Genomic DNA, 25,529 nt, shown 5'->3' on the forward strand with positions numbered 1-25,529 from the left:
CCGTGGACGAGCCTTTCGCCCTACCGATTCCCCCTGCCCTGCTCCTGCGGCGCCTCGCGGCCGAGCTGGCCGCCGCCGCGACCCTGTCGGAGGAGATCGGCGCCGGAAGCGCGCAGGACATCGTCCGCGCGCAGGGGCAGGACCTCCTGCATCAGACGCTGGGCGAGCTGTCCCTCTTTCTCGAGCGCGCCGCCGTGCCCATGGACGCGCTGCCGGCCTGCGACCTTTCGAACGCGCTGGCGCAGGTGCGCCTCTCCGCCCTCGCCGCCCGGCTGGCCGGCAGGCAGGAGGAAGCCGCGCCCTCCGGCGAGGTGGACTTCTTCTGACCCTCAGCGCGCCTTGCGGTTGAGAAGGAAGACGAGATAGGGCCCGCCGATCAGCGCGGCGAAGAGGCCCAGGGGAAGCTGGTACGGAAAGGCCAGCGTGCGGGCCATCCAGTCCGAGAAGATCATCAGCGCCATGCCGATCAGGATCGCCGCGCCGAGCTGGGGCACCGGGCGCGCGATGCCGGCAAGCCGGGCCAGATGAGGCGCCATCAGGCCGACGAAGGACAGCGGCCCGACGATCAGCGTCGAGGCGGCCGAGAGGAGCGCGGCCAGAAGCACCAGCACGCCGCCGGCCATCTCCGGCCCCAGCCCCAGCGCGCGTGAGACGGAGGGCCCCAGCGGCAGGAGCCCGAGCCAGCGCGACAGGAACGGCACCGGCGCGATGATGAGGATGGCGAGCACGCCGGCCGAGAGCGCATCGGAGGGCGCCAGGCGCTGCGTCGAGCCACTCACCCAGTTCAGGAGCTGCATCGCTTCCGGCCCGCCCCGCGCCACCACGGTGGTGACGGCCGCGCCGGACAGGGAGCCCACAGCGATGCCGGCCAGCAGCAGCTTGTCCGCGCCGAAGCGGTTTCGCGCCGCGATGGCGAGCACCAGCACGAGCGCCGCGAGCGACCCGCCCAGCGCACCGGCCAGCTCCAGCGAGCGCGAGGCGCCCGGCCAGAGGATGAGCACGGCAGCGAGCCCCACCCCCGCGCCGGACGAGACGCCGAGCACTTCGGGGCTCGCCATCGCATTGCCGGTGACGCGCTGCATGACGAAGCCCGCGGTTGCCAGCATCGCGCCCGCCGCCGCGCCGGAAACGATGCGCGGCCAGCGCCAGGGCGCCACCGTCTCGAACATGGCGCCCGTGGCCAGGAACCAGCCCTGCCCGCCCCGCCCGAGGCCCAGCGCAAGGGCGGCCAGGACGAGGACGACCGCGCCGAGCCCGAGCAGCACCGGCCGCGCGGGCAGGCGGCGGCGCGCGGCCGCCAATGCCGCCGCCGGGCGCAGCGAGGGGCGCAGCCGGGGCAGCAGCCACAGGAGCATCGGCCCGCCGAGAAGCGCCGTGGCCGCGCCGGTGGGCACGATCTCGCTGTCGCCCAGCGAAAACGCCTGCACCAGCCCGTCCGTCAGCCACAGGATGAGCGCGCCGATCAGCACGGAGGCGATAAGGAGCTGCGAAAGCGTGCGCGCGCCCCCCAGCCGCGCCAGATTGGGCGCGGCAAGCCCGATGAAGCCGATGACGCCCACCTCCGCCGTCACGCTCGTCGCCAGCGCCACGGCCAGCGTCAGCACCAGCAAGCGCACGCCGGTGATGCCGAGCCCCAGCGCCCGCGCGCTGGAATCCTCCAGCCCCAGAAGCTGCAACGGCCGGATCAACGCGGCCGCCAGTGCGCCGGCGAGGCCGAGCCGCAGGAGAAGCGACAGGCTCGGCGCCCATCCCTGCTGCTCCAGCGAGCCGCCGCCCCAGATGAACAGCGACATCATGTACTCGCCATTGGCGAGGACGATGGTGGCGCTGAGCGAAGCGGCCACCAGCGAGATGAGCATTCCCGAGAGAATGACCGTGACCGGATCGAGCCCCCGCCGCCAGGACAGCGACAGGATGATGAGAAGCGCGGCCATGCCCCCGGCGAACGCGATGGGCTCGCGCGCCGTCTCCATCAGGAGCGGTGCGTAGATCGTTGCCGCCGTCATGGCGAGCTGCGCGCCCGCCGCGACGCCCAGCGTGGACGGGTCCGCGATGGGATTGCGCAGCGTGCGTTGCAGAAGCGCGCCCGAAAGGCCGAGCGCCGCGCCCGCCAGAAGGGCGATGCTTGCGCGCGGCAGGGTCGAATAGGCAAGGACGATGCCGGCCAGTTCGTCTCCCGCCGCCGGCCAGCCCAGCCAGACCTGCCGCGCGAACAGGGCGGCCGCAAGGCCGGCCATCAGCGCCCAGCCAAGCGCGGCGAGGCGCACGGGAAGGCTGGCCGCGCTCATGCCGCAAGCGGCTCCAGGCCCGCTTCCAGCAGCCGGGCGAAGCGCCGTGCCGCCGGCAGCGCGCCGAACGGGTTCACCGTGTCGAGCGTGACGACGCGCCCCGCCTTTACCGCCGGCATGGCCCGCCAGAGGGCGCTTTGCGGCAGCACGCGGCGCGCATCCGGCGGCACGGGGCCGATGATCACGACGGTGGCCTCCGGCGCGCGCGCCAGCGCCTCGATGCCCACCGGCGCGCTGGCGCTGTAGCTCGTCTGCGGCCCCCAGGCGTTCTCGAAGCCCATCATCGCGATCACGTCGCCGAACATGGAATCGCCGCCGAAGGCCCGGAAATGGCGCGGATCGCCGATGTTGATGACGAAGAGCGGCCGGCTACGGTGGCGCGCCGAGGCGCGCCCCCGCGCCGCGATCTCGGCGCGCGTCTGCGCGATGGTATCGGCCGCGCGCCCCTCCAGCCCCAGATCCGCGCCCAGGGCGCGCATCGCTGCCTCGGCCTTGGGAAAGGGCGACTGGCCGCGCTCGTAGATGGACAGGGAGCGCACGGGCGCGATCCGCTCGATCAGCTCGTGCGCCCAGGCGCTGTAGTTCGAGCCATAGACCACCTCCGGCGCAAGGCTGGCCAGAAGCTCGAGATTCATCGAGCCGCGCAGGCCCAGATCGACCACGCCCTGCGGCACCGCAGGCTCCACGGCGAGCTGGCGAAAGAGCACGAGTTCGACGGCCGCCATCGGCGCCTCGCCCAGCGCCAGCATCGTTTCCAGAAGCGCCCAGTCGACGATGGCGACCCGCCGCGCCCTTGCGCGGGCGGGCCAGGGCATGAGCGCGCCGGCCGCCGCCGCCAGCACGCCGCGCCGTGTCAGCGAACCGCTCACCGCACGTAGCCGACCGGTGCGCCGCTGAGCGGATGGGTGAATATCCCCATGCCGATGCCGTAGATGCGCTCCAGCGTCTGCGGGTTCATGATCGCGCCCGGGGGTCCATCGGCCACCACCTGCCCCCCGCCCAGCGCGATGAGCCGGTCGCAGATGCGCGCCGCCATGTTGATGTCGTGGAGGATGACGACGACGCTCAAGTCCCGCGCCCGCGCCAAATCGCGCACGAGTTCCAGCATCTCGGCCTGATGCGAGATGTCCAGCGCCGAGGTCGGCTCGTCCAGCACCAGGCACCGCGCATCCTGCGCCAAAAGCATGGCGAGCCACACGCGCTGGCGCTCCCCGCCCGAGAGGCTGTCCACGAGGCGCGAGCGGAAGGGGCGAAGGTCCGTCTGCTCGATGGCCTCCTCCACCTTGGCGCGGTCCTGCCCCGTGAAGCGCCCGAACGTGCCGTGCCACGGAAAGCGGCCCAGCGCCACGAACTCCTCCACATTCATGCCCTCGGCCGGCGGCATGAACTGCGGCAGATAGGCGAGCCGTCGGGCGAAACCGCGCGCGGAGCCCGCGCCGATCTCTCGCCCGAGAAAGCGGATGCGCCCGGCGCTGGGCGCCTCCTGACGGGCGAGAAGCTTGACGAGGGTGGACTTGCCCGAGCCGTTCGGCCCGATGACGCCGACGATGCGCCCGGCCTCCAGCGTCAGGTCGAGGCCCTTCAGGATCTCGCGCCCGCCGGCCGAGAAGCCGACGCCGCTCAGCTCGAAGAGCGCCGGCCCGGCTGCTACCACTTGTAGCCGACGCTGGCGATCACCGACCGGCCCTCGCCATAGAAGCAGCCGAAATTGCAGCTCGCCACATAGCGCTCGTCCGCGATGTTGTTCACGTTCAGCGCCGCCTTGAAGGCGTCCTTCTCGTAGCGGATCGCCGCGTCGAACAACGTGACGGAGGGCAGGTCGATCGTGTTGGCATCGTTGCCGAAGCGGCTGCCGATATAGCGCGCGCCGCCACCGAGCGAGAGGCCCTCGAGGGTCGTGCCGGGCTGGAAGGCGTAGTCGAGCCACAGGCTCGCCAGATGCTCGGGCGCCTGCGCCGCCGTGTTGCCCGTGGTGGTGGCGGTGACGACGCCGGCCACGACCGTATCCACGCCCTGCTCGATCTCGGCATCCGTGTAGGAATAGCTGCCGATGAGGTTCAGCCCCTGCGCAAGGCTCGCCACCGCCTCGATCTCCAGCCCGCGCGAATTGACCTGGCCGGTCTGCGTGGTGACGGAGCGCAGCTCGCCGTCCACGAGCTGCGCCGTGTTGCCGCTTACATTGGTGCGCGTGAGATCGAAGGCGCTGAGCGTGATGAAGCTGTCATAGCCCTGCGGCTGGAACTTCACGCCCACCTCGAACTGCTCCCCCTCGCTCGGCCGGAAGGTCTCGCCGGCCGTCGTGGTGCCGATCTGCGGATCGAAGGAGGTGGAGTAGCTCACATAGGGCGCGATGCCGTTGTCGAAGAGATAGCTAAGCCCCGCGCGCCCGGTGAAGGCATCGTCGCTCTGATCCTCGCCGCTGTCGGCGCGGTAGTCGATCTCGGCCCAGTCGTGGCGCAGGCCAAGGCTCAGGATCGCGTTGCCGTAGCGAATCTGGTCCTGCGCGTAGAGGCCCGCCTGCGAGCTGGTCGCATTGATATTGCTGAAGGACGAGCCCGGATCGACGGTAATGGCCTGCCCATAGACCGGGTCGAAAAGGTCCGTCTGCTCCACCGAGAAATCGAACAGCGCGGTGCGCCGGTTGGAGATGTAGCGGTAGTCGAGGCCCATGAGCAGGTCGTGCTCCAGCACGCCCGTGGTGAAATTGCCCTCGATCTGGTTGTCGATGCCGTACTGCTTGTAATCCTCGGTCTGGATCGAGGCACCCCGGTTGACGGTGCGCATATCGGCGCCGAGCGAGGAGAAATACAGGTTCTGGTAGTCGAAATCGAGCGCGACGGCCTGGGCGTTCTGCCGGAACTCCCAATCGTCGGCGAAGCGGTGGCGGAACTCGTAGCCGAGCGAGCCGAAGAGGCTGTCGGAATCATCGAAGCCCGGTTCGCCGAGATAACGGTCGATCGGCACGATGCCGAAGGGATTGTCGTCCAGCGTGCCGGCCTGCGGCAGGCCGAAGGGCGAGCCGGCCTTGTCGTACTGGAGGCGCGAGAGGATCGTCAGCGACGTGTCCTCGTCCGGAGCGATGGTCACGCTCGGCGCCAGATACAGGCGGTCGTCGTCCAGCGTGTCCTGCTGCGCCTTGCTGCCGCGCGCGAGCCCCGTCAGCCGGTAGGAGATCATCTCGTTGGCCACGCCGCCCATGTCGAACGTGCCTTCCAGGCGGTCGTTCGTGCCGTAGGACAGCCCCACCTCCCCGAACTCGGTGAAGGTCGGGCGCTTGGTGACGAGGTTGACGATGCCGCCAGGAGCCGCGTTGCCGTAGAGCACCGAGGCCGGCCCGCGCACCACCTCCACGCGCTCCAGCCCGTATTGCTCGAAGGCGAGCGCGCCGAAATCGCGGCCGAAGCGAAAACTGTCGAGGAAGATGTTGTTGCTGGCCGCGAAGCCTCGGATGATCGGCGCGATGAAGCGGTTGTCGGTGCCGAAGGGCTGGGCGAACACGCCGGCCGAGTAGTTCAGTGCCTGATCGACGGTCTTGACGGCGCGGTCCTCGATCTGGTCCCGCGTGATGACGGAGATGGACTGCGGCACCTCGATCAGCGGCGCGGTGGTCTTCGAGCCGGTCGTGGTCTGGCGTGCAACATAGCCCTCGACGGGCCCCGTGCCCGCGATGGCGGCGGCCGCCGCGCTGCCGGCCGGCGCTCCGCCGCTGCCCTCCACGACAACCGTATCGAGCTCCACCACCCCTTGCGCGAAGGCGGATGCGGCGGACAGGCCGATAAAGGCAGTGGTGGAAAGAAGAAGCCGCGAAAAGGGAGACATTGGTGGCGTCCGGGGGAACGAGGAGCGATGATCGCCAGTAGATGAGAATGACGGCACGGGGCGAGTGGGATTATCGCCCACCCCGTTCTTCGCGACCCCCCTGTGGCGGCGGCGTCACTTTACTGGAATTGCTCTAATATACTTTCCGGCACCGCGCCTGCCGGGCGGCGGCCCCCCTTCGAAGGCAGGGGACGCACGCCGGGTCTTGGGTTCGGCCGGCGATGCTGCCATATGGCAGGAAAGCGCGACGAAGGAGAAAGAACCATGCGCCACAAGCCCACCATGCTGGTCATCCTCGACGGTTGGGGCTGGCGCGAGGACGCCGCCGACAACGCCGTCCTCCAGGCGAGGACGCCCCATTTCGACCGGCTGTGGAACGGCTTCCCCCATGCCTTCCTCACCGCGCACGGCGAGGCGGTGGGCCTGCCAGAGGGGCAGATGGGCAATTCGGAGGTGGGGCACCTGAATATCGGCGCGGGCCGGATCGTGATGCAGGAACTGCCGCGCATCGACAAGGCGGCCAGGGGCGGCGAGCTGGCCGAGCGGGTGCGCGCGAGCGGCCTGATCGAGGCCGTCGGCGGCAAGACCTGCCATATCATCGGGCTGATGTCGCCGGGCGGTGTCCACGCCCATCAGGACCATGCCGTGGCGCTGGCGCGAATTCTGACGCGGGCCGGCGTGGCGGTGAAGCTGCACGCCTTCACGGACGGTCGCGACACCGCGCCGGACGCCGCGCGAAAGGACGTGGCGCGGCTGGAAGCGGCCCTGCCCGCCGGGGCCCGCATCGCCACGGTCTGCGGGCGCTTCTACGCCATGGACCGTGACAAGCGCTGGGAGCGCGTCTCGCGCGCCTATGCCGCGCTGGTGGACGCGCAAGGCGCCCGGTTCGACAGCGCGGAGGCGGTGCTGGAGGCGGCGAGCGCGGCCGGCACGACAGACGAGTTCGTCGAGCCGGCCGTCATCGGCGAGTATGCCGGCTTCGAGGACGGGGACGCGATCCTCGTCACCAATTTCCGCGCCGACCGCATCCGCGAGTTGCTCGACGCGATGCTGGAGCCGGGCTTCGAGGGCTTCGAGCGCCGGCAAGCCGCGCTGTCGGCGGCCGTGGGCATGGTCTCCTATTCCGTGACGCTCGACCGGCACATGAAGGCGCTGTTCGAGCCGCAGACGCTGGAGCACGGGCTCAGCCAGACCGCCTCCGAGGCCGGCCTGCGCCAGGTGCACCTGGCCGAGACGGAGAAGTATCCGCACGTCACCTACTTCCTCAACGGCGGCAGCGAGACGCCGTGGCCGGGCGAAAGCTGGGTGACGGTGCCCTCGCCGCGCGTGGCGACCTACGATCTCCAGCCGCAGATGTCGGCGCCCGAGCTGGGGGCCAAGGTGCGCGAGGCGGTGGCAGGCGGCGCGGACCTCGTCGTCGTCAATTTCGCCAATCCGGACATGGTCGGCCACACCGGCAGCCTGCCGGCCGCCATCGCCGCCGTGGAGGCCGTGGACCGCGAACTCGGCCCCATCGCCGATGCCGTGCTGGAACGGGGCGGCGCGCTTCTCGTGACCGCCGACCACGGCAATTGCGAGATGATGCGCGACCCCGAGACCGGCGGCCCCCACACCGCCCATACGCTGAACCCGGTGCCGGTCATCGTGGCGGGCGCCGGGAACGTGGCGCTCTCCAACGGCATCCTCGCCGACATCGCCCCCACGATCCTGGAACTGGCGGGCGTCGGGCAGCCGGCCGAGATGACCGGCCGCTCGCTGATCGGGCGGGGCTAGGCGTTCCCGCGAGGGGAGCGGCGCGCTGCCGCTTCCCTCCCCTCGTCATCGGGGCTTGCGCCGGTATGCCTGCCGCAAGCCCTTCCGCGTCAGTCCTGCCCCGCCCGCGCCGCCGTCTCGTAGGGCCAGCTCCAGTCGCGGATTTCGGGCATGTCGCGGCCGTGCTCGCGGATATAGGCGCTGTGCTCCGCCAGCTTGGCCGTCAGCCCCTCTCGCAGCCGCGCACCCTCGGCCCCGAGCTGCGGCAGGCGGTCGATGGCGGCGATGGCGAGGTGGAAGCGGTCCACCTCGTTCAGCACCACCATGTCGAAGGGCGTGGTCGTGGTGCCCTCCTCCCGATAGCCATGGACGTGGATGTTGTGGTGGTTCGTCCGCTTGTAGGTGAGCCGGTGGATGAGCGGCGCATAGCCGTGATAGGCGAAGATCACCGGCTTGTCGGTGGTGAACAGCGCGTCGAACGCCTCGTCCGCCAGGCCGTGCGGATGGTGCGCCGGCGTATCCAGCGCCATCAGGTCCACCACGTTGACGAGGCGCACCTTCAGCCCCGGCAGGCCGCGGCGCAGGATATCCACCGCCGCCACCGCTTCCAGCGTCGGCACGTCACCCGCGCAGGCTACCACGAGGTCGGGCTCCTCCCCCTCGGCGACATTGCCGGCGAAGTGGAAGGCGCCGATCCCGGCCTCGCAATGGGCCTTCGCCTCCTCCATCGTCAGCCATTGCGGCGCCGGCGCCTTGCCGGCGACGATCACGTTGATGCGGTCCCAGGTGCCCAGCACGTGGTGCCCGACGCACAGGAGCGTGTTGGCGTCCGGCGGGAAGTAGACGCGCACCACATCCGCCTTCTTGTTCGCCACATGGTCCACGAAGCCGGGGTCCTGGTGGCTGAAGCCGTTGTGGTCCTGCTGCCAGACATGGCTCGTCAGCAGATAATTGAGCGAGGATACGGGCTTGCGCCACTCCAGCTCGCGCGAGACCTTCAGCCATTTGGCGTGCTGGTTGAACATGGAATCCACGATGTGGATGAAGGCCTCGTAGCAGGAGAAGAAGCCGTGCCGGCCGGTGAGGAGGTAGCCCTCCAGCCAGCCCTGGCACAGATGCTCGCTCAGCGCCTCGAAGACGCGCCCGTCCGGCCCGAGAGAGACATCGTAGGATTCCGTCCGGTCCAGCCAGCGCCGGTCGGTCAGCTCGAACAGCGCGTCGAGGCGGTTGGAGGCCGTCTCGTCCGGGCCGAAGACGAGGAAGTTGCGCTCCGCCTCGTTCAGCGCCATCACGCCCTTGAGATAACGGCCCAGAACGCGCGTCGCCTCCCCGATGGCCTCGCCCGGATGGGGCACCTCCACCGCGAACTCGGCCGGGTCCGGCCGCTTCAGCTCCTGGCGCAGAAGCCCGCCATTGCCCTGCGGGATCGCGCCCATGCGGCGCTCGCCTTGCGGCGCCAGCGCGGCCAGCTCGGCCTTCAGCCGGCCGTCCTCCTCGAACAGGTCGGCCGGGTCGTAGGAGCGCATCCACTCCTCGAGGATGGCGCGATGGTCCGCGTCGCCGCGCGCGTTGGAGACCGGCACCTGGTGCGAGCGCCAGAAATCCTCCACCTTCTTGCCGTCCACCTCGGCCGGGCCGGTCCAGCCCTTGGGGCTGCGCAGCACGATCATGGGCCAGGCGGGGCGCGAAAGCGGCCCACCCCCGCGCGCCTCCTGGCGGATCGCCGCGATCGTATCGAAGGCCCGGTCCATCGCGCTCGCCATTTCCCGATGCATCGGCATGGGCTCGGCGCCCTCCACGAAGATCGGGTCGTAGCCGTAGCCGCGCAGGAGCTGCTCCAGCTCCGGCCGCTCCATGCGCGAGAGGATGGTCGGGCCGGCGATCTTGTAGCCGTTAAGATGCAGGATGGGCAGGACGGCGCCGTCGCGCGCCGGGTTCAGGAACTTGTTGGAATGCCAGGAGGCGGCCAGCGGCCCCGTCTCCGCCTCGCCGTCGCCCACGACGCAGGCCACGACGAGCTCGGGATTGTCGAAGGCCGCCCCGAAGGCGTGGACGAGCGCATAGCCGAGCTCCCCGCCCTCGTGGATCGAGCCCGGCGTCTCGGGCGCCACATGGCTCGGCACCCCGCCGGGAAAGGAGAACTGCCGGAAGAGCTTGCGCATCCCCTCCGCGTCCTGCGCGATCTCGGGATAGGTTTCGCTGTAGGTGCCTTCCAGCCATGTGTTGGCCACCATGCCCGGCCCGCCATGGCCGGGTCCGCAGACATAGAGCACCTGCGCGTCGCGCTCCCGGATGACGCGGTTGAGATGGGCGTAGACGAAATTCAGCCCCGGCGTGGTGCCCCAGTGGCCGAGCAGGCGAGGCTTCACGTCCACCTCTTCCAGCGGCCGTTTCAGAAGCGGATTGTCGAGTAGGTAGATCTGGCCGACGGAGAGGTAGTTGGCGGCGCGCCAATAGCGGTCCAGCAGGCTGAGGGCGTGTTCGGATGCAGTCTCGGTCATGGTCCGTCCTTTGCGAGGATGGGGGTCCGACCGGCTTAGCGCATCTGCCGGGCGCATCCTACCCTCGAGCGGGCAAGGATGGCGAGGGCCGAGCCTTCGTCACCGCCGCCCCCTTTTGTCGAGCCGGGCGGCAGACCCGCCTCATGCATCTAGCGCCTGGCCTCCAGGCGCTCAGCGCGCGACGATGCGGCTTTCGCGCTGCGCCTCCCGCTCGGCCTCCACGTCGCCCTCGATCTCTTGGGCCGCCTGGGCCCAGAATTCGTGCTCCCGGCCGCAGGGTCGCCCGGCTTTTTCCCAGAGGAAATAGGCCCGGTCCCTGATTTTCTCCGAATTATCGACGTTCGCCATAATCCTTGTCCTGATCCGATGAACCCGTCCTATGACAGGATGTAAGGGGTTCTGCGCCCACGTGCATCAGAAAAGAACGTGATTTCGAGAGCCGGGCGCGAATCGGGCCCCGCTGTCTACGAGGCATGGTCCCGCAGCCAGAGGCAGGCCGCCTCCGGGTTCTCGAACAAGGGCGCGCCCGCCCAGCCTATCCCGTTGAACGTCGCCTCCAGATGCCAGCGTCCCCGCTCCTCGCCGTGGGCCGGATCGTCGAGCCGCACCAGCACGGCCATCAGCGCGCCGTCCCGCAGCACCAGCCGCCCATCGCGGTCCTGAGAGCCCGTGGCCACCTCGATCGGCTCGAATTGAAACATCGTCTCCTCCTGCGCCTTGGCCGGTGGACAATCAGGTTTCAGGGCCGGCTCGCGCGGTGGTCTCGTCCCGGTTGGCAGATCGGTCGTCGGGCCGCGTGTCGTTCGGCTCCCTGAAGTGAAGATAGGTCGCGTCGAATTCGGCATAATCCATCAGCGCCGAAACGTCGGGAATGGTAATGTCCCGGCTCGTCTGGGAGATCAATCCCGTTTGGCGCAGCCGCTGGAACGCGCGGTTCACCGAAACCGTCGTCAGGCCCACCGTATCGGCCAGCTCGGTCTGCGAGAGCGAGAGCCGGAACGAGTTCGGCCCCGCATGGCCCACCACCTGAAGGCGCATCAGAAGCTCGCAGAGGATGTGCGCAACGCGCTTGTCGGCGGTGCGCCGCCCGACATTGACCAGCCATTCGCGCAGGATCGCCCCGTCCACCAGCGACGACCACCACAAGGCACGCGCCAGCATCGGCCGCTTTTGCAGGACGAGAATGTCCTCCTCGGTCAGATGCGCCACGCGGCAAGGCGTGCGCGCGGCGATGGAGTGGTCCATCCGCTTCAGGAGAAAGCCGAACAGGTCGCAGAAATCGCCCGGCACCAGATAGCCGATGATCTGCCGCCTGCCGTCCGGCAACAACTTGTAGCGGTAGGCCTGCCCCTCGATGATCACATGCACCACCTGCGAACGGTCGCCCTCCCGAACCACGTCGCTGGAGGCGGGCAGGAGACGGCCGGCCCCGACGACCGACTTGAGCAGTGCCTTGTCCTCCTCCGGCAGGGGGTGCAGCGCCGTAAGCTTGGCGATGATCGTCGCCGCCATCGAATGCGTCCTCCACGGGGGTGATGAATTGGGCATACACGAGCGGCGCCGGGGGGATAAGCGCATTCAATCCCTGCGCGCATTCCGCGAGCGGCATTTTCCTTAGCCGCCGCAAGAGCCGGGGCCGACGAACCCCGCCGGCCGCCGCAAACCCAGATAGAGAGCGCTTGCCGAAGCGTTCCACGCCCTATCTGGGTTCGCAGTGCCGCCGTGAAGGAATGAAGGAGGTGGAACCGCCGATGGCGCAATCTTCCGACAAGAACGAGGACAGCGAGGACAGGATCGAGGAAACCGAGCCGCGCAGCGGCATGTCCTGGTTCGTCTTCGCCTTCATGGCCATGTGCCTCGTCATGACGGCGGCCATGGCCTATTTCGCCTGGGGCGTCTTCGAGCGGGCCGTCTGAGCCCTGCCCCTCAGCGATAGCGGTCGATCAGTTCCTTCACGCGCCGGTCGCGCTCGGCGCCCGTCGCCCCGCCCATCACCACCACGATCATGGGCCGGCGCGCGTCCTGCACGGTCGCCACGAGGTGGAAGCCCGCATCCCGGATATAGCCGGTCTTCATGCCGTCGACGCCGGGCACGTCCCCCAGGAGCTTGTTGGTGGCCAGGTAGCGGCGCCCGGCATAGGTGAACTCGCGCATCTCGAAAAAGGACTGGAAGCGGGGGAAGCGCGTGCGGATGGTCGCGGCCAGCCGCGCCATGTCGCGGGCCGTGGAGACCTGGCGCTCGTCCGGCAGGCCCGAGGCGTTGACGAAGCGGGTGCGGCTCATGCCGAGCGCCCGCGCCCGCGCCGTCATCACCTGCGCGAACCGCTCTTCCGAACCGGCCAGGTTCTCGGCCACGACGGCGGCCACATCGTTGGCCGAGCGCACCGCGAGCGCGATGATGGCGTCGCGCACGCTCATCGTCGAGCCGGCCGGCACGCCGAGCTTGGCCGGCGGGCGCGAGGCGGCATCGGCGGAGACGAGCAACTGGTCGTCGAGCGAGAGCCGGCCCGCCTCCACCGCCTCGAACAGGAGATAGAGCGTCATCAGCTTGGTGAGCGAGGCGGGGAAGCGGATGCCGTCGGCATCCTCCTCCAGAAGCACCCGCCCGGTCGAGGCGTCGATCACCAGCGCGGAGCGGCCGCGGATCTCGGCCGGGCCGATGACGATCTCGGAGCGTTGCGGCGCCGACAGGCCGCCGACGCCCCGGGCAGTGAAAACGTCGCTCGTCTGGCAGCCGGCGAGCAGGAGGGCGAGAAGCAGGCCCCCGAACGGCTTGAGCCGGCCCCTCGACAGGGAAAATCGCATGATCGCCGTCCGCACGCCTGGCCTCTTTTCTTCGAACGCTGCCCGCCTTCGCTTCATCTAGCCTCACGGCCCGTTCCGAGCCTTGCTTCGACAACATTATATGGCGGCAGAATGACTGACGAAGCGGTTTACGGGCTGCGGGAACCTTGTCGCGGGCCCCGGGTTATTCGCCCAGACATCGAAAGATAACGCAAAGGGTCGGCCGATATTTGCCCGCCTAAGCTAAAGTGGAGTTTCATCACATGAAAAAGCTTATTCTTGCCCTCGCAGCCTCCGGCGCGATCCTCGGTGCCGCCCACGCGCAGACCCCGCCGCCTGGCACGACCACCGACCAGGAGCTTGATGCAACGACCGTGCCCGCCGAGGAAGCGGCTCCGATGACCTCCACCGATGCCCCGCAGAGCGGCGAGGCCTCGCCGAGCGATCCGGACCAGATTCAGGATGCGACGACGGCCGAGCCCCGCATTGTTCCACTGGAGGAAGGCGAGGATGCCCCGGCGGCCACGGAGGACTCGCCCACGGCTCCCGACCAGGAGCAGGATGCGACGACCGTCAACTGACGTCGTTTCGTTCCGGTTGCGAAAGGCAGGCGCTTTCCCGGCGCCTGCCTTTTCACGTTTACGGAACGTTCAAGTGCGCGCGGGCGGCTCGCCGATGTCGAGGAGGTGGCCGGCGCGTTCGGCCTTGGTGCGCAGATAGTCACGGTTCTCGGGCGTGACTTCCCCCATCACGGGCGTCCGGCCGACGACTTCGATGCCGCCCTGGCGCAGGAGCGCGATCTTGAGCGGATTGTTGGTCAGCAGATCGACCGTCCGGTAGCCGAGCGCCAGCAGCATCGCCACTGCCGCCTCGTAGCGGCGCTCGTCCAGGCCGAAGCCGAGTTGCGAATCGGCATCCACCGTGTCCAGCCCGTCGCACTGAAGACGGTAGGCCTGCATCTTGGAGGCGATGCCGGTTCCACGGCCCTCTTGGTCGAGATAGAGCAGGACCCCCCCGCCCTTCTCCTGCAAGGTCTTCAGGCCCAGGCGAAGCTGGTCGCCGCAATCACATTTCAGCGAGCCGAACAGATCGCCGGTGAGGCACGACGAGTGCACCCGCACCGGCACGGGCCGTGAGCCGTCCGGCGCGCCGACGACGATGGCGAGCTGGTCGCGTTGCGCAAGGCCGCCGCGAAAGACCACGAACTCGGCCGCCTCGATGCCTTTCAGCGGCACCGGCGTGCGCGCCACGATCTCGAACGCCCCGGCCGCCCGCGAGCGGGCCTCCGCAAGGTCGCCGAGGGACACACGCGCACAATTGCCGAACAGGTGCCGCGTGCGCGGGTCGAGGGGGGCCACCATCACGCCCGGCAGCAGCAGGGCGAGCCGCGCCAGCTCCGAAGCCCCCGTCGCCAGGGCGGGCGCGGCGGCCGACCCGGCCGGCAGGGAGGCGGCGGGGGAATTGGCGAGCGCCCTCGCCTCGGCCGGGCTCGATCCGCCGAGCGGCACGAGCGCGCCCTGCGAGGTGACAAGCCCCAAGGCCCCGGCCCGTGCCGGAGAGAGATAAAGCGAATGGCGCCCATCCGCCGCCTCGGCAAAGGCGCGGAAAGTCTGCGGCGTGGCGGCGTCGGGCGCAAGGACAGCGATGGCCTCGCCCCCGTTCTCCACCAGCACCGGGCGCCCGGCGCGCAGTTCCGCCGCCGCGCGCTCCACGCGCACAGCCGAGGGCTGGCCGAAGAGGGTCTCGACCGGCGCTTCGCTGGGCGAAGCCTCCACTCTCTCGATCCGGTTCAACGCCTTCTCCTGCACCGGCCCACGCGCGCCGCGTCTCGCCTCCCTGCGCGGCCTTCATCGCTTCTCCATATGGGATGAGCGCGGCTGGACGCAAATTCGAGTTCGGCGCGGAGCCCGGGCCGTCTCGTGCACCCCAAAGGCGAGATGCACGACAAGGCGAGGCTGCCGTGCGGCCCGCATCGCCGGGCGCACAGGCCTATATCAGCTCAGCACAACAAGCCGGCGGCCACGGCCACGGTCCCCCGCGAGGCGGAAGGAGCGCGAAAGCGTGGACAGTGTGTCGCCCGCCTTCGATGCGAGGGCCAGCGCGGCAGGACCGCCCCCCGAGGCTCAGGCGTTGCCGGTCTCGGCGCTCAACCGGGCCTGCGCCTCCGGGCGGCGGCGGGCCGCCTCGTCGCTCGCCAGCAGCTCGGCCACGTGCCCGTCCCGGGCCAGTTCCGCGAAGATGGACTGGAGCCCGGGCTCCAGCACCAGGTCGAAGGCCTGGCGCGGGCTCGTCCAGGCGCGGTGGCGCTGGCCGCGCTCCTTCCAGTCGTCCTCCTCTTCGCGGACGAGGAGCAGGAAGACATCGACCCGGCAGAACTGGAAGCGGTCGCGCCGCCTTTTCCAGTAGTCGAAACGGCGATAGGGGTCCGGCATGATCTTGCCGTGAACCCCCGCCTCTTCCTCCGCCTCCACGGCGGCGGCCTCGAAGCGTTTCAGCCCCTTGATGGGGTTGCCCTTCGGAATGACCCAGCGGCGCGTCTCGCGGGAGGTCACGAGCAGCACCTCCAGCCCGCCGCCCGGCGAAAGGCGGACGGGAAGCGCCGCGACCTGCCGCTCCACATCCTTCCGCTTCTTCGCCCCGCTGCGCGCCATCGTTTCTCCGACCTCTCTTCCGAACCTCGTAAGATAATGCGTTTAAATGCAGAATCGACCCGGAAGATGGCCGTGGCAAGAGCAAGCTTGCCCGAGACTTGAGTTTGCGCGCACCAGTATGCCCCAAGCTCATCACCGTCGCGTCAGCAGGCCTTGCGCGCTGTTGACCCGGCGCGGTTTGGAAGACAGCTTGCCGGGAAAGCGGTGATTTTGAGGAAGCAGGGCATGACGATACGCACGGGATGGCCGACGAACTCCTTCGCACGTGCGGCGTTTCTCGCGGCGGCCTGCCTCTGGGCGGGCGGCGCCGGCGCCCAGGGCTTCGTCACGACCGCGCCGACGGCGATCCTGAAGGACTTCGCCACCGGCACCGTTCTGTTCGAAAAGGACGCGGACGAGCAGATTCCCCCCGCCAGCCTCGTCAAGCTGATGACCGTCGCCGTCATATTCGGCGAGATCGAGGCCGGGCGCCTGAGCCTCGACGACGAGTTCCATGTCTCCGAATATGCCTGGCGCACGGGCGGGGCCTCCTCGGGCGGCTCCACCATGTTCCTGCCGCTCAACTCGCAGGTGTCGGTCGACGAGCTGATCAAGGGCATCATCATCCAGTCGGGCAACGACGCGACCATCGTGGCGGCCGAGGGCATCGCCGGATCGGTGGAGGCCTTCGCGGCGATGATGAACCGCAAGGGCGCCGAGCTGGGCCTCACCGGCTCCACTTTCGCCAACCCCCACGGCCTGCCGGACCCCGACCAGCGCGTGACGATGCGCGACCTGACGGTGCTGGCCGAGCATATCATCCGCGACTACCCGCAATATTACCCGCTCTTCAGCGAAACCGAGTTCACCTTCAACGGCATCACCCAGCGAAGCCGCAACCCGCTGCTGGCGCTGGGAGCGGATGGGCTGAAGACGGGCCACACCTCGGAGGCGGGCTTCGGGCTGGTGGCTTCGGCGCAGGAGAACGGCCGGCGCATCGTCCTGGGCATGAGCGGGATGCAGACGGCCGGCGAGCGCGCCGAGGAGGCGCGCAAGATGATGACCTACGGGCTGCGCAGCTTCCAGACCGTGACGCTGCTGGAAGCCGGCGCCAGCCCGGCCAGCGCCGAAGTGCTGGGCGGCGTCGAGCCGAGCGTGGAGCTGACGGCGGCGGAAAGCGTGGAGGTGCTGGCCTCGCGCGGCACGGAGGGCGAATTCGAGATCGTCGCCGCCGACCTCACCCCCCTCACCGCCCCGGTCGCGCAGGGGCAGCCGGCCGGCATCGCGCGCGTGACGCGCGGCGGCGAAACGGTGATCGAGGTGCCGCTGGTGGCCGCGCGCGCCGTGGAGCAGGCGCCCTTCCTGCAACGGAGCTGGGACATGGCGCGGGGCTACGCGCGCGAGGCGGGGCGCGCGGCCTATGCCTATGTCTCGGGGCTGATCTGGTAGGTTTTCACCCCGCCGGCGCATTCCGTAGGGGAAAACCCGCCGCGCCGGGCACAATTCGCACGGTGAAGCGCGTCTGGAGGCATCTTCGCCCTTGGCATTCGCACCGGCAGCGGCATTCTATCGGGTAAGTTGTGCGCGCCGAGGAGATTGCCGATGCCCTTCGATGAGATGCTGGCCGCCGGGAACGGCGTGCGCGCGCCCTACCGCCGCTTCCAGTCCTGGTTCGAGAGCCAGGATCCGCAGGCCCTGGCGGAGAAGGCGGGCGAGGCGGAGAGCTTCTTCCGGCGCACCGGCATCACGTTCAACGTCTACGGGCAGAAGGAGGCGGCCGAGCGGCTGATTCCCTTCGACCTCGTGCCGCGCATCATCTCGGGCTCCGAATGGAACCGCCTCGCGGAAGGCATCGAGCAGCGCGTGCGGGCCCTCAACGCCTTCCTCGCCGACATCTATCACGACCGCGAGATCGTGAAGGCGGGCATCGTCCCGGCGCGGCTGATCGACGGCAACGAGGCCTTCCTGCCGCAGATGGTGGGCTTCCGCCCGCCCGGCGGCGTCTACACCCACATCATCGGCGTGGATATCGTGCGCACGGCCGAGGACCGGTTCTACGTTCTGGAGGACAACGCCCGCACCCCGTCCGGCGTCTCCTACATGATCGAGAACCGGGAAACGATGATGCAGATGTTTCCCGAGCTGTTCGCGCAGAACCGCGTGCGCCCGGTGGAAACCTATCCCCGCCATCTGCGCCGCTCGCTCTCGGCCGTCGCGCCGCCGGCCTGCGAGGGCGTCCCGCGCGTGGCCATCCTCACCCCCGGCATCCATAATTCTGCCTATTACGAGCACGCCTTCCTTGCCGACCAGATGGGCGTGGAGCTGGTGGAGGGTTCGGACCTGAAGGAGATCGACGGGCGGATCGCCATGCGCACGACGCGCGGCTACCTGCCGATCGACGTTCTCTACCGGCGCGTCGACGACGCCTATCTCGACCCCCTGGCCTTCAATCCCGAATCGGTGCTGGGCGTGCCCGGCATCATGGAGGTCTACAAGAAGGGCGGCATCACGCTGGCCAACGCGCCGGGCACCGGCATCTCGGACGACAAGGCGATCTATTCCTACATGCCCGAGATCGTGCAGTTCTACACCGGCCAGCCAGCCATCCTGGAGAACGTGCCCACCTGGCGCTGCGCGGAGGAGGACAGCCTCTCCTACGTGCTCGACAATATCGAGGAGCTGGTGGTCAAGGAGGTGCACGGCTCGGGCGGCTACGGGATGCTGGTCGGCCCGGCCGCCTCGCGCGAGGAGCGCGAGACCTTCTGCGCCAAGCTGCGCGAGCGGCCCGGCAACTACATCGCCCAGCCCACGCTCGCGCTCTCCACCGTGCCGATCCTGGTGGAGAAGGGGCTCGCCCCGCGCCATGTGGACCTGCGCCCCTTCGTCCTGGTTTCCGACACGGTCAAGATCATCCCCGGCGGGCTGACGCGCGTGGCGCTTCAGGAGGGCTCTCTCGTCGTCAATTCGAGCCAGGGGGGCGGCACGAAGGACACCTGGGTGCTGGAGGATTGACCGGGCCCCGCCCCGTTTCCCGCGCCCTGCCCGAAGCCTGACGAGAGAACCTTCGAATGCCCCTTCTTGGACGCACCGCCAACGGCCTCTTCTGGATGCAGCGCTATATCGAGCGCGCGGAGAACATGGCCCGCCTCGTCGACACCGGCCTGCGGCTGTCGCTGACCAACCTGTCCGCCGAGCCGGAGGAGTGGAACTCCGTCCTGGTCTCGGCCGGCGTGGAGGCCGCCTACAGCGCGAAATACCCGGCCTACGAGCCCGACAAGATCGCCGACTTCCTGATTCGCGACCTCGACAACCCGTCCAGCGTGCTCTCTTCCATCGAGGTGGCCCGCACCAACGGGCGCATGGTGCGCACGGCGCTGACGCGCGACACATGGGAAGCGCTGAACGAGAGCTGGATGGTCCTCAAACGCCGCATGTCCAAGCCGGTGGACGATCTTCCCGCCGTGCTCGACCTCGTCAAGCAGCGCACCGCCCTCATCCGCGGCACCTTCTACGGCACCATGCTGCGCAACGAGATCTTCGATTTCTGCAATCTCGGCACCTTCGTGGAGCGGGCCGATTCGACGGCGCGCATCCTGGACGTGAAATATTGGGTGCTCCTGCCCGAGCACTCCTCCGTCGGCTCGCCGCTCGACAATTTCCAGTGGGGCTCCATCCTGCGTTCCGTCTCGGCCCTGCGCTCCTTCGCCTGGGAGTACGACGCCGACTTCAAGGCGCACGACATCATCGACTTCCTCGTCTTCAACAAGCGCATGCCGCGCTCGCTGGCCTATTCCTACCGGATGATCGAGGAGAGCCTCGGCTATATCGCCCGCGTCTACGGAGAGCGGAACGAGGCGCACGAGACGGCGAGCGCCATCGTCCGGAGGCTGGAGGAGACGGACGTGGCGAAGGTGATCGACTACGGCTTCCACGAATTCCTGGAAGGCATCATCCTCGACAACAACCGCCTGTCCAACGAGATCGCCAAGAGCTATCGGTTCCACGCCTGAGCCTTCCGGGGTGGCAAAAGCGGTGAGAATGCGCGCGGCCGTCTTGCGGCAAGCTTCGGCGCGCATCATGTTGGCTGAAACGTCGCCGATCGAGGGCCAGGCTGAAAGAATCGATGACCTACTGCGTCGGGCTCCTTGTCGAGGACGGCATCGTCTTCATGTCCGATACCCGCACCAATGCGGGCATCGACAACATCTCGACCGTCACCAAGATGAAGACCTTCGAGGTGCCGGGAGAGCGTTTCCTGTGCCTGCTTTCGGCCGGCAACCTGGCCACCACCCAGTCGGCGATCTCGCTTCTGGAGGAGCGCGCCCTGGCGCCCGCCGAGCGGCGCCCCTCCATCCTGACGCAGCCCTCCATGTTCCAGACGGCGCGGCTGGTGGGGGAGACGCTGAAGGAGGCCATCGCCTTCACCGCGCAAAGCGGCCAGCAGGCGGACAGCGTCTTTTCCGGCACCTTCATCCTCGGCGGCCAGATCAAGGGCGGCAAGCCGTGCCTCTTCATGATCTATCCGGAAGGCAACTTCATCGAGGCGGGGCCGGACAACCCCTTCTTCCAGATCGGGGAGCACAAATACGGCCGGCCGATCATCGTGCGGACCTACGATCCGCAGATGAGCCTGGAGGACGTTTCCAAGCTCCTGCTCGTCTCCTTCGATTCCACCGTGAAGTCGAACCTCTCGGTCGGCCTGCCCTTCGACCTCCAGATCTACGAGGCCGGCAGCCTGAGGCCCGGCCACCGGCAGCGCTTCGAGGAGCGCGACCCCTATTACCAGACGATCTCGCAGGGCTGGTCCGAATCGCTGAAGGCGGCCTTCGACCGCCTGCCACCCTTCGTGCCGAAGACCCCGGACGACGAGCCGGCCGGGCCGTTGCGCCTTATCGGCTGAGGCCCTTGGCCTCCAGCTCGGCGAGATATTCGGCCCAGCGCGCCTCGCGCTCGCGCGCCAGCGCGGCGAGGTAGCGCCAGGAGAACAGGCCCGTATCGTGCCCGTCGTCGAACAGGATGCGGATCGCGTAATGGCCGACGGGCAGGATGTCGCTGATCTCCACCGCGCTCTTGCCGCCCACGGTCACCCGCTGCTCCGGCGAATGGCCTTGAACCTCGGCGGAAGGGGAAAGGACACGCAGCATCTCGGCCGGAAAGGCCTCCGGCGGCCCCTCCTCCCACCGCAGCGTGAGCGTCCGCCGATCCTTCGAAACCCGGATTTCCACAGGCACGTCGTTCTCGCCCATCACGGAGCCCTCATTCGCATTGCCTTGACCCTTGGGGTATGCGCTTCCACATTCGCCTGCATGAACCGCATCCTGGAAGGCCCGTTCTTGTCATGAGTTCCGCGATCGACATCAAGACGCTTTCGCAGGATTCGTCCCGGCAAGCGATGATCGACCCCTTCGGACGCCGCATCACCTATCTGCGCGTGTCCGTGACGGACCGGTGCGACTTCCGCTGCACCTATTGCATGGCCGAGGACATGACGTTCCTGCCCCGGCGCGACCTCCTGACGCTGGAGGAGATCGACCGCCTGGCGAGCGCCTTCGTGGAAAAGGGCGTCAAGCGCCTGCGGCTGACGGGCGGCGAGCCGCTGGTGCGTCGCAACGTCATGTCGCTCGTGCGCTCGCTCTCGCGCCATTTGTCGTCCGGCGCGCTGGAGGAGCTGACCCTTACGACCAACGGCTCGCAGCTCTCGCGCTTCGCCGCCGATCTGGCCGATTGCGGGGTGAAGCGGCTGAACGTCTCGCTCGACACGCTGGATGCCGACAAGTTCCGCGCCATCACCCGGCGGGGGGATTTGTCCGTCGTCATGGCCGGTATCCGGGCCGCGCAGCGGGCCGGCATCGCCATCAAGCTGAATGCCGTCGCGCTGAAGGGCTTCAACGATGCCGAGATTCCTTCCATGCTGCGCTGGGCGCATGGGGAGGGCATGGACCTCACCCTCATCGAGACCATGCCGATGGGGGAGATCGACGAGGACCGCACGGACCAGTATCTGCCCCTTTCGCAGGTGAGGCAGGATTTGTCGGAGCGCTTCACGCTGACCGGCATCCCCTACAAGACCGGCGGGCCCGCGCGCTATTTCCGCGTGGAGGAAACCGGCGGGCGGCTCGGCTTCATCACGCCGATGACGCATAATTTCTGCGAGAGCTGCAACCGCGTTCGCGTGACCTGCACCGGCACGCTCTTCATGTGCCTGGGCCAGGAGGACGCCGCCGACCTGCGCACTGCGATGCGCGCCTCCGAAGGCGACGAGAAGCTGCGCGAGGCCATCGACGAGGCCATCGCCCGTAAGCCGAAGGGCCATGATTTCGTGATCGACCGGCTGACGAGGAAGCCGGCCGTCGCAAGGCATATGAGCATGACCGGCGGATAGCCGCCGTCCTGCGCGACGGCCCCCTGCCTCTTCCTGCCGGTCGCCGCCCCGTTGCATGGGCCATTCGCGAAGCTCGCCATCGGCCTTGTCTTGCCCAGACGCTGCCACAGATAGCAGGCATTGATGACGACCGCCCTTGGAACGGGCTCTTGCAGGAGACTTTCGCGCAATGAACACGACAGCCAAATCCCTTCTCGCCGTGACCGCTGCCCTCTTCATCGCGACCGGCTGCACGCAGACGGAGCGCACGCTTGCGGGCGCGGGCATCGGCGGTGTCGGCGGAGCGGTGGTCGGCGATGCCGTGGGCGGTTCGGGCGGTGCGGTGATCGGCGGTCTCGCCGGCGGCACGGCCGGCGCCCTGATCGGCCGCAACACGCGCTAAGGCCGGGGCGGGCCGGGCCCGCAAGGGTCGGTCGGCGCCTTGCGCCAGACGCTTCCTTCACGGCACGGACCGGGCCGTCGCGTTCCTCGCGGCGGCCTCTTTCGTTTCCTCGCCTTTTCCCATCTCGCCATGCGCCGCCGGGAAGCGTAAGGCAGGCTTATCGCCCGTTCGGGTGCCCACATCACGCCAAGCGATTGCGTTCCCCGTGTCCTTCCTCGCCTTTCGCCGTGCCGTTCCCCTTTCGGACAATCTGCGCGCAGCAGGCCTGATGGTCGCGGCTATGTGCGGGTTCGCCCTCAACGACGCGATGGTGAAGTTGGCCACGCAGGAGATCGAGCCGGCGCAGATCATGGCCGTGCGCGGGGCCATGGCGAGCGTGCTGCTGTTCGCTCTCGCCTGGTGGCGCGGGATGCTGCGCCCGGCCGGCCCCATCCTTTCCGCCCCCGTGGCGTGGCGCACGGTCTTCGACCTCTTGGCGACGATCAGCTACATCACCGCGCTGACGCAGCTTCCGCTCGCCAACGCGTCCGCCATCTTCCAGGCCCTGCCGCTCGCCATCACGCTCGGCGCGGTCCTGTTCTTGGGCGAGAAGGTGGGCTGGCGCCGCTGGCTGGCCATCCTCGTGGGCTTCCTGGGCGTCGTCATCATCGTGCGGCCGGGCACGGAAGGGTTCACCGTCTATTCGCTCGCGGTTCTCGCCTCCGTCGTCTGCTCGGCCGCGCGCGACATCTTCACCCGCAAGATGTCGCGGGGCCTGCCCTCCGTGCTGGTGGCGGCCGTTGGTGCCCTGAGCATCACGGTGTTCGGCCTCGCGCTGCTGCCCTTCGTGGGGTGGCGCGCGATGAGCGTGGAAACCACGGCGGCGCTCTGCGGCGCGGCGCTGGCCATCGCGTTCGGCTATGTGTGCGTGGTGGCGGCCACGCGCGTGGGCGAGGTCGGCTTCGTGGCGCCCTTCCGCTACACGATCCTGCTGTTTGCCATCGTGCTCGGCTTTCTCATCTTCGCAGAGCTGCCCGCCTTCTGGGATATGGTGGGCTCGGCTATCGTGGTGGGGAGCGGAATCTACATGATCTATCGCGAGCGGCGCGTCTCGCGCGTCAAACTCGCGCCGACGCAGGGGCACTGAGCCATGTCCGGCGCCCCGATGACGACGCTGCCGCGCGCTCCGCGCCGCCCCATGCTGGCGACGCTGATGATCGCATCGGGGCTCTCGCCGCTCGCCATCAACGTCTTCCTGCCGTCCATGACCTCCATCGCGCGGGACCTGGCGGTCGGCCCGGCAGCGGTGGGCCTCGGCCTGTCGCTCTATCTCGCCGCGACCGCCGCCATCCAGCTCATCGCGGGCCCGCTTTCCGACCGGTTCGGCCGCCGGCCTGTCATCCTCGGCGGGATGGTGCTCTTTCTCCTCGGCACGGGGCTGTGCCTCATGGCCTCGTCCATCGAAACCTTCCTCATCGGCCGGGTGATCCAGGCGGCGAGCGCCACCGGCATCGTGCTTTCGCGCGCCATCGTGCGCGACCTCTACGCGCGCGACCAGGCCGCCTCGATGCTCGGCTATGTGACGATGGGCCTTGCCGTCGCGCCCATGCTGGGGCCGGCCATCGGCGGGGCGATCGACACCGCCTTCGGCTGGCGCGCCGTCTTCTGGATGCTCGGCATGGCCGGCGTCCTGACAACCGTGCTGCTGTTCTTCGACCTGTCGGAGACCAACCGCACGCGCGGCGCGCCCTTCGCGGCGCAGTTCCGCGCTTACGGGCAGCTCATGCGCGCCGGGGCCTTCTGGTCGCACGCGAGCGTCGCGGCCTTCGTCTCGGCCGTGTTCTTCGCCTTCCTCGGCAGCGCGCCGTTCATCGCGGTGGATGAGCTGGGCATGTCGCCGGCCGGCTACGGGCTCTGGTTCATGCTCTGCTCGGTCGGCTACATCACGGGCAACTTCATCACGGGCCGCCTGTCGCAACGCATCGGCCTGCGGCCGCTGATGCGCGCCGGCGCGGGCGTCACCTTCCTGGCGGGGCTCGTGATCCTCGCCTTCTTCGCCATCGGCTGGGTTACGCCGCTCACCCTGTTCGGCCCGATGATGCTGGTGGGCCTCGGCAGCGGCCTTTCGGTTCCCACCTCCACGGCCGGCGGCGTCAGCGTGCGGCCGGACGCCGCGGGTGCGGCCGCCGGGCTTCTCGGCGCCCTTCAGATCGGCCTCGGCGCCGTCATGTCCGTGCTGGCGGCCGGCCTTGCCGGCACCCCCGTGGCCGCCGCCGCGCTGATGGCGTTCATGGGGCTGGCGGGGGTTCTGGCGGCCCTTTCGGTCCGGCGCGAGCGGAGCGAGTGAGGCCGGCCGCCGTCATCCTGGCCGGCGGCGCGGGCTCGCGCATGGGCGCGCCGGTGCCCAAGCCCCTGCTCGATCTCGCCGGCCGGCCGATCCTGGCCCATGTCATCGAGCGCCTGCGGCCCTTCTGCGCTCCCCTCCTCCTCAGCGCCAACGAGCCCGCGCCCTTCGCCGGGCTCGGCCTGCCGATCCTGCCCGACCTGCGGGCGGGGCGCGCGGGCCCCCTCGCCGGCCTGGAAGCAGCGGCGGCGTTCCTGTCCGCCCGCCGGGACACGGCCACGCATCTTCTTTGCTTAGCCGGCGACACGCCCTTCCTGCCGGCGAACCTCGTCGCGCGCCTTTGCGAGGGCGCGGGGGACCGGCCGCGCATCGCCTTATGCCTCGGCCGCCGCCACCCCACCGCCTCGCTCTGGCCGCGCGCCACGCTGGCGGCGCTCGGCCCCTATCTGGACGAGCCGGGCGCGAAAGGCTCCTTCTTCCAGTTCCTGACGAAATCGGGCCACGAGGAGGTCGTTTTCCCGCCGTCCCGGACGGCGCCGGAAGGCGATCCCTTCTTCAACGTCAACACGCCCGATGATCTCGCAAAGGCACGAACCGTTCTGGGATAAACGGTTCGCCGGCTTGCCATTTGCCACGAAACGGGCAACATCGCCTCATCTTTCATCTTG

25 protein-coding genes are annotated in these 25,529 nt (G+C 69.0%); 13 read left to right on the plus strand and 12 right to left on the minus strand.

From position 1 onward, the window contains the following. The first annotated feature begins 2 nt into the window (after positions 1-2). Positions 3-326 carry a hypothetical protein gene (locus J7654_RS16175; RefSeq protein WP_209736889.1) on the plus strand — a complete coding sequence of 108 codons (324 nt, stop codon included), beginning with the start codon at positions 3-5 and terminating at the stop codon, positions 324-326. 3 nt (positions 327-329) lie between these two features. On the opposite strand, the gene fhuB is transcribed toward J7654_RS16175, so the two are convergent. From fhuB to J7654_RS16195, 4 genes are read right to left on the minus strand one after another with little or no spacing between them, the layout of a single operon-like run. Next, positions 330-2,288, minus strand: coding sequence for a Fe(3+)-hydroxamate ABC transporter permease FhuB (fhuB, locus tag J7654_RS16180; RefSeq protein ID WP_209736890.1), 1,959 nt, complete (start codon positions 2,286-2,288; stop codon positions 330-332). Next, the gene (locus tag J7654_RS16185) at positions 2,285-3,157 is read right to left on the minus strand and encodes an ABC transporter substrate-binding protein (protein ID WP_245195533.1); all 873 of its coding nucleotides are present in this window, start codon (positions 3,155-3,157) and stop codon (positions 2,285-2,287) included. Before J7654_RS16185 ends, fhuB begins: the two co-directional genes overlap by 4 nt. Further along, positions 3,154-3,942, minus strand: a complete 789-nt coding sequence (locus J7654_RS16190; RefSeq protein ID WP_209736891.1) for an ABC transporter ATP-binding protein — start codon at positions 3,940-3,942, stop codon at positions 3,154-3,156. The genes J7654_RS16185 and J7654_RS16190 overlap by 4 nt, the downstream gene beginning before the upstream one ends. Next, a complete protein-coding gene (locus J7654_RS16195; protein WP_209736892.1) occupies positions 3,936-6,107 on the minus strand; it encodes a TonB-dependent siderophore receptor in 2,172 nt (723 codons plus the stop codon). Before J7654_RS16195 ends, J7654_RS16190 begins: the two co-directional genes overlap by 7 nt. A gap of 264 nt (positions 6,108-6,371) precedes the next feature. Here J7654_RS16195 and gpmI point away from each other — a divergent pair, with 264 nt between their 5' ends. Continuing rightward, positions 6,372-7,880 carry a 2,3-bisphosphoglycerate-independent phosphoglycerate mutase gene (gene gpmI / locus J7654_RS16200; protein WP_209736893.1) on the plus strand — a complete coding sequence of 503 codons (1,509 nt, stop codon included), beginning with the start codon at positions 6,372-6,374 and terminating at the stop codon, positions 7,878-7,880. A gap of 89 nt (positions 7,881-7,969) precedes the next feature. Here gpmI and J7654_RS16205 read toward each other — a convergent pair whose 3' ends face one another. From J7654_RS16205 to J7654_RS16220, 4 genes are all read right to left on the minus strand, one after another. Next, positions 7,970-10,360 carry a phosphoketolase family protein gene (locus J7654_RS16205; protein WP_245195534.1) on the minus strand — a complete coding sequence of 797 codons (2,391 nt, stop codon included), beginning with the start codon at positions 10,358-10,360 and terminating at the stop codon, positions 7,970-7,972. A gap of 171 nt (positions 10,361-10,531) precedes the next feature. After that, a complete protein-coding gene (locus tag J7654_RS16210; RefSeq protein WP_209736895.1) occupies positions 10,532-10,708 on the minus strand; it encodes a DUF2934 domain-containing protein in 177 nt (58 codons plus the stop codon). A gap of 116 nt (positions 10,709-10,824) precedes the next feature. Continuing rightward, a complete protein-coding gene (locus J7654_RS16215) occupies positions 10,825-11,061 on the minus strand; it encodes a hypothetical protein (RefSeq protein ID WP_209736896.1) in 237 nt (78 codons plus the stop codon). A gap of 31 nt (positions 11,062-11,092) precedes the next feature. Next, positions 11,093-11,872: a Crp/Fnr family transcriptional regulator gene (locus tag J7654_RS16220; protein WP_209736897.1), complete on the minus strand. Its 780-nt coding sequence runs from the start codon at positions 11,870-11,872 to the stop codon at positions 11,093-11,095. Between the two features lie 239 nt (positions 11,873-12,111). Between J7654_RS16220 and J7654_RS16225 the strand changes: the two genes are divergently transcribed. Beyond that, positions 12,112-12,276 carry a hypothetical protein gene (locus J7654_RS16225; protein WP_209736898.1) on the plus strand — a complete coding sequence of 55 codons (165 nt, stop codon included), beginning with the start codon at positions 12,112-12,114 and terminating at the stop codon, positions 12,274-12,276. 10 nt (positions 12,277-12,286) lie between these two features. Here the strand turns inward: J7654_RS16225 and J7654_RS16230 are convergent, their stop codons facing one another. Then, positions 12,287-13,180, minus strand: a complete 894-nt coding sequence (locus tag J7654_RS16230; protein WP_245195535.1) for a D-alanyl-D-alanine carboxypeptidase family protein — start codon at positions 13,178-13,180, stop codon at positions 12,287-12,289. 227 nt (positions 13,181-13,407) lie between these two features. On the opposite strand from J7654_RS16230, the gene J7654_RS16235 reads away from it, so the two are divergent. Beyond that, on the plus strand, positions 13,408-13,725 hold the full coding sequence (locus J7654_RS16235; protein WP_209736899.1) for a hypothetical protein: 318 nt from the start codon (positions 13,408-13,410) through the stop codon (positions 13,723-13,725). Positions 13,726-13,794: 69 nt separating this feature from the next. Here J7654_RS16235 and ribA read toward each other — a convergent pair whose 3' ends face one another. Together ribA and J7654_RS16245 are read right to left on the minus strand one after the other, a co-directional pair. Then, entirely contained in the window at positions 13,795-14,937 is a 1,143-nt protein-coding gene (gene ribA / locus J7654_RS16240) for a GTP cyclohydrolase II RibA (RefSeq protein WP_342451389.1), read from the minus strand. A 330-nt stretch (positions 14,938-15,267) separates the two neighbouring features. Beyond that, positions 15,268-15,795: an NUDIX hydrolase gene (locus J7654_RS16245; RefSeq protein ID WP_209736900.1), complete on the minus strand. Its 528-nt coding sequence runs from the start codon at positions 15,793-15,795 to the stop codon at positions 15,268-15,270. 225 nt (positions 15,796-16,020) lie between these two features. On the opposite strand from J7654_RS16245, the gene J7654_RS16250 reads away from it, so the two are divergent. From J7654_RS16250 to J7654_RS16265, 4 genes are all read left to right on the plus strand, one after another. After that, positions 16,021-17,223, plus strand: coding sequence for a D-alanyl-D-alanine carboxypeptidase family protein (locus J7654_RS16250; RefSeq protein ID WP_209736901.1), 1,203 nt, complete (start codon positions 16,021-16,023; stop codon positions 17,221-17,223). A 153-nt stretch (positions 17,224-17,376) separates the two neighbouring features. Further along, positions 17,377-18,786, plus strand: coding sequence for a circularly permuted type 2 ATP-grasp protein (locus J7654_RS16255; RefSeq protein WP_245195536.1), 1,410 nt, complete (start codon positions 17,377-17,379; stop codon positions 18,784-18,786). A gap of 56 nt (positions 18,787-18,842) precedes the next feature. Further along, positions 18,843-19,784, plus strand: a complete 942-nt coding sequence (locus J7654_RS16260) for an alpha-E domain-containing protein (protein WP_209736902.1) — start codon at positions 18,843-18,845, stop codon at positions 19,782-19,784. Between the two features lie 113 nt (positions 19,785-19,897). After that, positions 19,898-20,674 carry a proteasome-type protease gene (locus tag J7654_RS16265; protein WP_209736903.1) on the plus strand — a complete coding sequence of 259 codons (777 nt, stop codon included), beginning with the start codon at positions 19,898-19,900 and terminating at the stop codon, positions 20,672-20,674. On the opposite strand, the gene J7654_RS16270 is transcribed toward J7654_RS16265, so the two are convergent. Further along, the gene (locus tag J7654_RS16270) at positions 20,664-21,020 is read right to left on the minus strand and encodes a gamma-butyrobetaine hydroxylase family protein (protein WP_209736904.1); all 357 of its coding nucleotides are present in this window, start codon (positions 21,018-21,020) and stop codon (positions 20,664-20,666) included. The genes J7654_RS16265 and J7654_RS16270 overlap by 11 nt on opposite strands. A gap of 92 nt (positions 21,021-21,112) precedes the next feature. Between J7654_RS16270 and moaA the strand changes: the two genes are divergently transcribed. The 5 genes from moaA to mobA all read left to right on the plus strand — a co-directional run bounded on the left by moaA (position 21,113) and on the right by mobA (position 25,469). Further along, complete coding sequence (gene moaA, locus J7654_RS16275; protein ID WP_209736905.1) at positions 21,113-22,156, plus strand: GTP 3',8-cyclase MoaA; 1,044 nt, start codon at positions 21,113-21,115, stop codon at positions 22,154-22,156. A gap of 169 nt (positions 22,157-22,325) precedes the next feature. Continuing rightward, the gene (locus J7654_RS16280) at positions 22,326-22,538 is read left to right on the plus strand and encodes a glycine zipper domain-containing protein (RefSeq protein ID WP_209736906.1); all 213 of its coding nucleotides are present in this window, start codon (positions 22,326-22,328) and stop codon (positions 22,536-22,538) included. A 205-nt stretch (positions 22,539-22,743) separates the two neighbouring features. Then, complete coding sequence (locus tag J7654_RS16285; RefSeq protein ID WP_245195537.1) at positions 22,744-23,664, plus strand: DMT family transporter; 921 nt, start codon at positions 22,744-22,746, stop codon at positions 23,662-23,664. 3 nt (positions 23,665-23,667) lie between these two features. Then, positions 23,668-24,864 (plus strand): multidrug effflux MFS transporter, encoded by a 1,197-nt coding sequence (locus tag J7654_RS16290; RefSeq protein WP_245195538.1) that lies wholly within the window; start codon positions 23,668-23,670, stop codon positions 24,862-24,864. Continuing rightward, positions 24,861-25,469: a molybdenum cofactor guanylyltransferase gene (gene mobA, locus J7654_RS16295; RefSeq protein WP_209736907.1), complete on the plus strand. Its 609-nt coding sequence runs from the start codon at positions 24,861-24,863 to the stop codon at positions 25,467-25,469. The genes J7654_RS16290 and mobA overlap by 4 nt, the downstream gene beginning before the upstream one ends. Positions 25,470-25,529: the final 60 nt, after the last annotated feature.

The sequence above is a fragment of the Aureimonas populi genome, assembly GCF_017815515.1.
Taxonomy (GTDB): domain Bacteria; phylum Pseudomonadota; class Alphaproteobacteria; order Rhizobiales; family Rhizobiaceae; genus Aureimonas; species Aureimonas populi.